The organism is Stenotrophomonas sp. P5_A8 (assembly GCF_056400545.1).
Map to the genome: position 1 here is coordinate 1 of NZ_JBFULB010000160.1, position 8631 is coordinate 8631.

The following is an 8631-nucleotide window of genomic DNA, read 5'->3' on the forward strand; positions in this document are numbered from 1 at the left end:
AGCACAGTGCTCCGTCCTTGGATCCCGTATCGCTCCTGGGCCTTTTTGTAGGTCAGTTCCCCGCGCTCGACCTGGTCGACCACCGACAATTTGAAGGCCAGCGAGTAATCCCGCTGGCTGCGCCTGAGTGTTGAATCCATTGAACATTCCTCTTCCTGTGGGAAAAGGTGTCAACCCAATTCAGGACGGGTCACAATCAAGCAAAAAGGTCGGGGAAACCCGGCCTTTTTGTGTGCGCGTGATCGGCAACACCGGCCGCTGACCGGTTCCCGCCGCACCGGAAAGAACCGCCGCACCGGTAGTGCCGGCCGCTGGCCGGCTCCCCGCGGCGTCGGAAAGAACCGCAACCGGCCGCTGACCGGGTTACTCCACCGCCAATCCTTCCACCYTCTGCCAGCCACGCGGCAGCAGATGGCCGCGCGTCGCCCGCGTGCCCAGGTAGGTGTCCAGGTCCTTGAACGACAGGTTCATCGTGCGCGCACCGCTGCGTACCAGCAGCGTGTTGCCCGGGGCGACCGACACCACCGCGACCACGCGCTCGGTGGCGAGCTTGGCCTTGGGAATGTCGATGATCTTGTTGCCCTTGCCCTTGTCCAATTCCGGCAGGTCGCTGGCGGCGATCGCCAGCAGGTTGCCCGAGCTGGTCACCGCCACGATGCGGTCCGTTTCCGGATTGGCGACCACCGCCGGGGTAAGCACCTTCGAGCCGGAGGTCAGGTTGAGCATCGCCTTGCCGGCCTTGTTGCGCCCGGTCAGGTTCTCGAAGCGGGTCACGAAGCCGTAGCCGTGCGTGGAGGCCAGCACGAAGCGGGTGTTGTTCTCGCCACTGGCCAGGGTCATGAACGCGCTGCCCGGCGCCGGCGAGAAGCGGCCGGTCAGCGGTTCGCCGTTGCCGCGCGCCGAGGGCAGGGTGTGGATCAGGGTCGAATACGCGCGGCCCTCGCTGTCCAGGAACGCCACCTGCTGGGTGCTGCGCGCACGCACCGCCCCCAGCAACGCATCGCCGTCGCGATAGGACAGCGTGGACGGGTCCATGTCGTGGCCCTTGGCCGCACGGATCCAGCCCTTCTCCGACAGCACCACGGTCATCGGCTCGCTCGGCACCAGCTCGGTTTCATCGATGGCCTGCGCCGCGCCACGCTGTACCAGCGGCGAGCGGCGGTCATCGCCGAACTTCTTCGCATCGGCGGTGAGTTCGTCGCGGATCAGCTTCTTCAGCTTGGCCTTGCTGTCCAGGATCGACAGGATCTTGTCGCGCTCCTTGGCCAGCTCGTCCTGCTCGCCACGGATCTTCATTTCTTCCAGGCGCGCCAGCTGCTTGAGCCGGGTGTCCAGGATGTATTCGGCCTGTTCCTCGCTCAGCGCGAAACGCGCGATCAGCGCCGGCTTGGCTTCGTCCTCGGTGCGGATGATGCGGATCACTTCATCCAGGTTGAGGAAGGCCACCAGCAGGCCGTCCAGCAGGTGCAGGCGGCGCTCGACCTTCTGCAGGCGATGGGTGAGGCGGCGGGTGACGGTGGTGGCGCGGAACTGCAGCCACTCGCTGAGCAGCATCTTCAGGTTCTTCACCTGCGGACGCCCGTCCAACCCGATCACGTTGAGGTTGACCCGGTAGCTGCGCTCCAGGTCGGTGATGGCGAACAGGTGGCCCATCAGCTGGTCGGCGTCCACGCGGTTGGAGCGCGGCACCAGCACCACCCGCACCGGGTTGGCGTGGTCGGACTCGTCGCGGATGTCTTCCAGCCACGGCAGCTTCTTGGCGCGCATCTGCGCGGCGATCTGCTCGATCACCTTCGACGGCGATACCTGGAAGGGCAGCGCGTTGATGACGATGTTGGTCGATTCCTTGAAGTACGTCGCGCGCGCACGCACGCTGCCGTAGCCGGTTTCGTACATGTTCCGCAGGTCGGCCGGCGCGGTGATGATCTCGGCGAAGCTCGGATAGTCCGGTCCCTTCACGTGTTCGCACAGGTCGGCGATGGTCGCGTCCGGATCATCGAGCAGGTGCAGCAGCGCGCTGACGATCTCGTTGAGGTTGTGCGGCGGCACGTCGGTGGCCATGCCCACGGCGATGCCGGTGGTGCCGTTGAGCAGCAGGTGCGGCAGGCGCGCCGGCATCCAGGTCGGTTCTTCCAGGGTGCCGTCGAAGTTCGGGGTCCAGTCGGTGGTGCCCTGGTTGATTTCGCCCAGCAGCACTTCGGCGATCGGGGTCAGCTTGGACTCGGTGTAACGCATGGCCGCGAACGACTTGGGATCGTCGGTGGAACCGAAGTTGCCCTGGCCCTCGATCAGCGGATAGCGGTAGGAGAACGGCTGGGCCATCAGCACCAGCGCTTCGTAACAGGCGCTGTCACCGTGCGGGTGGTACTTACCGATCACATCACCGACGGTACGCGCGGATTTCTTCGGCTTGGAGGCGGCATTCAGGCCCAGCTCGCTCATCGCATAGATGATGCGGCGCTGCACCGGCTTGAGGCCGTCGCCGATGAACGGCAGTGCGCGGTCGAGCACCACGTACATCGAATAGTCCAGGTACGCCCGTTCGGCGTACTCGCGCAGGGGCAGCTGTTCAAAGCCGTGGAACGCGGGGCGGGCAAGATCGGTCATGCGGGATTGTTACCTGTGGCAAGGGACGGCGACGGCTGTCGCCCTCGCAGGCGGACGATTATCCGGATGCGGCCGGGGATGCCAAGCCGCGTGATGGATTGAGGGGGTGTCCGGTCCGTGCCAGGTAGCGCCCGGGCGGGCAGCCGAAGTGGCGGCGGAACACGGTGACGAAGGCGCTGGGGCTGCTGAAACCCAGCTCGTAGGCGATGTCGGACACGCTGTGCCCATCCGACAGACGCCGCAGACCCTCGGCCAGGCGCGCCTGCTGGCGCCACTGGGCGAAGCTGAGCGTGGTCTCGTCGCGGAAGTGCCGGGTGAGTGTACGCGGCGACAGCCCGGCCCAGTGCGCCCACTGTTCCAGGCTGCGGCCGTCGGCCGGATCGGCGATCAGCTGCGAGGCGATCCGCAGCAGCCGCCGGTCCTGCGGCATCGGCAGGTGCATGCGCTGGCGCGGCGCATTGCGGATCTCATCGAGCAGCACCTCGATCATGTGCTGTTGGCGCAGATCGGCCTTGGGGGTGGGCATCCAGCGGGTCACCCGCAGTGCCAGCGCCTGCAGCAGGTCGGAAATGGCAATCACGCAGGGCTCGTCGGGCAGGTCATGGGCCAGCGCCGGGCTGATGATCAGGCCCCAGCCACGCAGCGGTCCGGAGATGTCCACGGTGTGCGGCTCGCCCGGCGGCATCCAGCCGGCGCAGCCCGGCGGCAGCGACCAGTTGCCGTGGCGGGTGCGGGTGTTGAGCAGCCCGACCTCCACGCAGATCAGTTGGGCCCGGCGGTGCTCATGCCAGTCGATCTCGCGTTCCAGCCCGCGCGCGCTCTCGATCTGGAAGCCCAGCACCGGCACGCCGTCGTCGCGCTCGAGCCAGTCCAGCACCTCGTGGCGTACCAGCGGCGGGGGGAGTACGGCGTCCTCTGGCCTGAAAATGCTATTCATTGTCCAGATTGTAATACCGGGCCATCAGGGCTGGCTATTAAGGTGTCCCACCCCCATCAGCGTTCTGTTCGGTGCAACACAGCATTTTGTTCCAGATTGAATAGTTCCATTGAGAAATATATCTTCTGGAAGTAAAGTGCGCCGCATGATGATCTGTCCTGAAGCCACTCCCCCCAGCTTCGGCCTGTTGTTGCGCCAGGTGCGCGACGGCCTGGTCCGTCAGCTCGACACGTCGATGGCTGAGGAAAACCTCGGCATTGGTTTTACCCACTACCTCGGATTGAAGGTGCTCTCGGTCAAGGCCCCGTGCACCGCCAACGAGTTGGCCCAGGCCCTGGACCAGGTGCCCAGCGCGGTGACCCGCCTGCTGGACAAGCTGGAAGCAATGGGCTGTGTGCGGCGCGAGCCGCATGCCCAGGACCGGCGTGCGTTGCAGATCGTATTGACTGATGAAGGCCGCCAACTGTGGGCCCGGCTGAAGCAGCGCGGCGACCAGACCATCGACGACGCAATGCGCGATCTCTCCACGGACGAGCGCGCCCACCTGCTTTCCCTCATGACCCGTGTACGTGACTCCCTGATTACGCCATGACCTCCTTCCCTGATCGCACTATTTCACTGCGCCCGTTGCGGCCGGTGCTGCTGTCCGTGCTGGCGCTTGCGCTGGCCGCCTGTGCCAGCAGCCGCGGCCTGGCGCCGCACGGCCGGCTGCTCGACCCCGACAGCCTGCAGACCCAGCGCACCCTGGCCGCCAGCGGGCTGAGCCAGCCCGGTTGGCCCGCCACCGACTGGTGGCGCGCGCTGGGTGATCCCCAGCTCGATGCTCTGATCGCCGAAGGCCTGCAGCGCAATCCCGGGCTGGATGCGGCCGATGCCCGCCTGCGCCAGGCCCGCGCGCAGATCGGTACCGCCCATGCCGACCGCCTGCCCAAGCTGTCCGCCTCCGGCGGCTACACCGGCGTGCGCCTGCCCGAATCCATGGTCGGCGACGAGCTGGGTGGCAGTTATGCCGGCAGCGGCCAGGCCTATCTGAGTTTCAGTTACGGCATCGACCTGTGGGGCGGCAAGCGCGCCGCCTGGGAAGCGGCCGTGGACAGCGGGCATGCCGCCGAAGTGGATGCCCAGGCTGCGCGCCTGAACCTGTCGGCGGCCATCGCCGAAGCCTACGCACAGCTGGGTTATGCGTGGACGCTGCACGATGTGGCCAGCGAAGAACTGGCGCGCTCGCAGAAGACCCTGGACCTGACCCGGCAACGGCGTACCGCCGGCATCGACAGCGACCTGCAGACCCGCCAGGCCGAAGCCCGGATCCCGGCCGCGCAGCAGCAACGGCAGGCCGCGCAGCAGCAGATCGACGAGGCCCGCACCGCGCTGGCCGCGCTGGTCGGGCAGGGCCCGGACCGCGGCCTGCAGATCGTGCGCCCGCAGATGCTCAATCCGCTGGCACTGCAACTGCCGGGCGTGCTGCCCAGCGAACTGCTCGGGCGTCGCCCGGATATCGTCGCCGCGCGCTGGCGGGTGGAAGCGGCCGGTCGCGAGATCCACGCGGCCAAGGCGCAGTTCTATCCCAGCCTCAACCTGACCGCGCTCGGCGGGGTCGTGTCCAGTGAAGTGGACCAGTTGCTCAAGAGCGGTTCGACCTTCGCCTTCCTCGGTCCGGCGCTGAGCCTGCCGATCTTCGACGGTGGCCGCCTGCGTGCCAACCTGGACAAGACCGATGCCCAGTACGACCTGGCCGTGGCCGACTACAACCAGTCGGTGGTCAATGCACTGCGCGATGTGGCCGACCAGGTCAACGCGGTGCGCTCGCTGGCCGACCAGGCCGCTGCGCAGGCCCAGGCGGTAAGCACCGCACGTGCCGCCCATGACCTGGCCGACCAGCGTTACCGCGCCGGCATCGGCAGCTACCTGGACGTGCTCAGTGTCGAAGAGCAGTTGCTGGCCTCCCAGCAGCGACTGGCCGAGCTGCAGTCGCGTCAGATCCTTGTTTCGGTGCGACTGAGCCAGGCACTGGGCGGCGGCTTTACGCCGTCCAGCGACGCTGCCCCGGTTGCCGCCACCCCCGATTCCACGCATTCCTGAGACACATCCCATGAGCCAGACATCCGCTCCCGCTGCCGCCCCGGCAGCTCCGTCCCGTCGCGGCAAGCTGCTGCGCGGCCTGTTGGTCATCGTGGTGCTGCTGCTGGCCGCGCTGGCCCTGTGGTACTTCATGTTCGGCCGCTGGTTCGAAGATACCGACGATGCCTACGTGCAGGGCAACCAGGTGCAGATCACCCCGCTGGTGAGCGGCACCGTGGTGGCGATCAACGCCGATGACGGCATGCGCGTCGAACGTGGCCAGCTGCTGGTGCAGTTGGACCCGGCCGATACCGAGGTGGCACTGCAGCAGGCCGAAGCCAACCTGGCCAAGACCGTCCGCCAGACGCGCGGCCTCTACCGCAGCGTGGAAGGCGCGCAGGCGGATTTGAACGCGCGCCAGGTGACCTTGAAGCGGGTCCGCGAGGACTTCAACCGCCGCAAGGGGCTGGCCGCCACCGGTGCGATTTCCAACGAAGAACTGGCCCACGCCCGCGACGAGCTGGCCGGCGCCGAAGCGGCCGTGGCCGGTTCGCGCGAAACCTTCGAGCGCAGCAATGCGCTGGTCGATGACACCGTGATCGCTACCCAGCCGGACGTGCAGGCCGCTGCCGCGCAGCTGCGCCAGGCGTTCCTCAACAACGCCCGCGCCGGCATCGTCGCGCCGGTCAGCGGCTATGTCGCCCGTCGCTCGGTGCAGGTCGGCCAGCGCGTGCAGCCGGGCACTGCGCTGATGGCGGTGGTGCCCACCGAACAGATGTGGGTGGAAGCCAACTTCAAGGAAACCCAGCTGCGCCACATGCGCCTGGGCCAGGAAGTGGAGCTGCGTTCGGACCTGTACGGCGGTGACGTCAAGTACAAGGGGCGCATCGATAGCCTGGGCCTGGGCACCGGTTCGGCGTTCTCGCTGCTGCCGGCGCAGAACGCCAGCGGCAACTGGATCAAGATCGTGCAGCGCGTTCCGGTGCGCATCGCCATCGATGCCAAGCAGCTGGCCGAGTATCCGCTGCGCATCGGTCTGTCGATCAAGGCCGAAGTGAGCCTGCGCGACCAGAAGGGCACCGTGCTGCCGACGCAGTTTGCCAAGGGCCAGGTGTTCGACACCGACGTCTACGCCAAGCAGCTGCACAGCGCCGATGACATGATCCATATGATCATCCAGGGCAACCTGCCGCAGCAGGCCAAGGCGAACTGAGGCCATCATGTCCGCACAAGCTCCCGCCGCGCCCGGCACCCCGGGCGCACCGTCGGCGCCCGGTGCGGCCGCCGGTTTCCTGCCGCCCAGCGTCGCGCTGTGCACCGTCGGCCTGGCGATGGCCTCGTTCATGCAGGTGCTCGACACCACCATCGCCAACGTCTCGCTGCCCACCATCGCCGGCAACCTCGGCGCCAGTTCGCAGCAGGCCACCTGGGTCATCACTTCGTTCGCGGTCAGCACCGCGATCGCCCTGCCGCTGACCGGCTTCCTGAGCCGCCGCTTCGGCGAACGCAAGCTGTTCATCTGGGCGACGCTGGCCTTCGTGATCACCTCGCTGCTGTGCGGCCTGGCCCAGAGCATGGGCATGCTGGTGCTGTCGCGCGCGCTGCAGGGCTTCGTGGCCGGGCCGATGTATCCGATCACCCAGTCCCTGCTGGTGTCGATCTATCCACGCGAAAAACGTGGGCAGGCGCTGGCGCTGCTGGCGATGATCACGGTGGTGGCGCCGATCTGCGGCCCGATCCTGGGCGGCTGGATCACCGACAACTACAGTTGGGAATGGATCTTCCTGATCAACGTGCCGCTGGGTATCTTCGCGGCGATGGTGGTGGGCAGCCAGTTGAAGGGCCGCCCGGAGCAGATCGAGAAGCCGAAGATGGATTACGTCGGCCTGATCACCCTGGTGATCGGCGTGGGCGCACTGCAGCTGGTGCTCGACCTGGGCAACGACGAAGACTGGTTCTCCTCTCCCAAGATCGTGGTGCTGGCCTGTGTGGCGGTGGTGGCGTTGACGGTGTTCCTGATCTGGGAGCTGACCGACAAGGACCCGATCGTGGATCTGAAGCTGTTCCGGCACCGCAATTTCCGCGCCGGTACGCTGGCGATGGTGGTGGCGTATGCGGCCTTCTTCAGTGTGTCGCTGCTGATTCCGCAGTGGTTACAGCGCGACATGGGTTACACGGCGATCTGGGCGGGCCTGGCGACGGCACCGATCGGCATCCTGCCGGTGATCATGACGCCGTTCGTGGGCAAATATGCGTCGCGTTTCGACATGCGGATGATCGCTTCGTTTGCGTTCGTGTTCCTGTCCTTCACCAGCTTCATGCGCTCGGGCTTCAACCTGCAGGTGGACTTCACCCACGTGGCGGGCGTGCAGTTGATCATGGGCATCGGCGTGGCATTGTTCTTCATGCCGGTGCTGCAGATCCTGCTGTCGGACCTGGACGGTCGCGAGATCGCGGCGGGTTCGGGCCTGGCAACGTTCCTGCGGACGCTGGGCGGCAGTTTCGCGGCATCGTTGACGACGTGGCTGTGGGCGCGCCGGACGCAGGTGCACCATGCGGATCTGACCGAGCACATTTCGGTCTATCAGCCGGGCATGCAGGATCAGGTGGCGGCGATGGGGCAGGGTGACGTGCAACATGGCGCGGCGGTACTGAACAACATGATCAACCACCAGGCCTCGCAGATGGGCTTCAACGACATCTTCTTCCTGCTGGGCTGGATCTTCCTGGCGATCATCGCCTTCCTGTGGCTGGCCAAACCGCCGTTCGGTGCGGGCGCAGGTGCAGCGTCGGCCGGTGGGCATTGATCAGCGGGTGAGCTGATACGAAAAAACCCCGTCGGAAGGCGGGGTTTTTTTGTGGGCGTTTGTTTTTGCGCGCGAGGCGAAGGTGGAGCAGGGGCAGAGCAACGGCAGAGCAACGGCAGGGCAACGGCAGGGCAACGGCAGGGCAACGGCTGTGGGTGTGCGCCTCTACGGGCTTGGATGGGTACGGGTGGGTTGGCGGGACACGCCGTAAATCCATCC

Annotated in this window: 6 protein-coding genes and 1 pseudogene; 4 read left to right on the forward strand and 3 right to left on the reverse strand. The window is 66.6% G+C overall.

The genetic code is table 11. The features are described from left to right. The 3 genes and pseudogenes from AC1DQP_RS12355 to AC1DQP_RS12365 form a co-directional block, all read right to left on the reverse strand. Positions 1 to 140, reverse strand: a pseudogene (locus tag AC1DQP_RS12355) (IS3 family transposase); the annotation flags it as partial. A gap of 223 nt (positions 141 to 363) precedes the next feature. Beyond that, positions 364 to 2607, reverse strand: a complete 2244-nt coding sequence (parC, locus tag AC1DQP_RS12360) for a DNA topoisomerase IV subunit A (RefSeq protein WP_478051695.1) — start codon at positions 2605 to 2607, stop codon at positions 364 to 366. A gap of 58 nt (positions 2608 to 2665) precedes the next feature. Then, positions 2666 to 3544 (reverse strand): AraC family transcriptional regulator, encoded by an 879-nt coding sequence (locus tag AC1DQP_RS12365; RefSeq protein WP_457320040.1) that lies wholly within the window; start codon positions 3542 to 3544, stop codon positions 2666 to 2668. A gap of 148 nt (positions 3545 to 3692) precedes the next feature. On the opposite strand from AC1DQP_RS12365, the gene AC1DQP_RS12370 reads away from it, so the two are divergent. From AC1DQP_RS12370 to emrB, 4 genes are read left to right on the forward strand one after another with little or no spacing between them, the layout of a single operon-like run. Continuing rightward, a complete protein-coding gene (locus AC1DQP_RS12370; RefSeq protein WP_256777393.1) occupies positions 3693 to 4136 on the forward strand; it encodes a MarR family winged helix-turn-helix transcriptional regulator in 444 nt (147 codons plus the stop codon). Then, positions 4133 to 5626, forward strand: a complete 1494-nt coding sequence (locus AC1DQP_RS12375; protein WP_256777389.1) for an efflux transporter outer membrane subunit — start codon at positions 4133 to 4135, stop codon at positions 5624 to 5626. Before AC1DQP_RS12370 ends, AC1DQP_RS12375 begins: the two co-directional genes overlap by 4 nt. Before the next feature lie 10 nt (positions 5627 to 5636). Continuing rightward, a complete protein-coding gene (gene emrA / locus AC1DQP_RS12380) occupies positions 5637 to 6818 on the forward strand; it encodes a multidrug efflux MFS transporter periplasmic adaptor subunit EmrA (RefSeq protein WP_478051696.1) in 1182 nt (393 codons plus the stop codon). A gap of 7 nt (positions 6819 to 6825) precedes the next feature. Further along, positions 6826 to 8412 carry a multidrug efflux MFS transporter permease subunit EmrB gene (gene emrB, locus AC1DQP_RS12385; RefSeq protein WP_256777391.1) on the forward strand — a complete coding sequence of 529 codons (1587 nt, stop codon included), beginning with the start codon at positions 6826 to 6828 and terminating at the stop codon, positions 8410 to 8412. Positions 8413 to 8631: the final 219 nt, after the last annotated feature.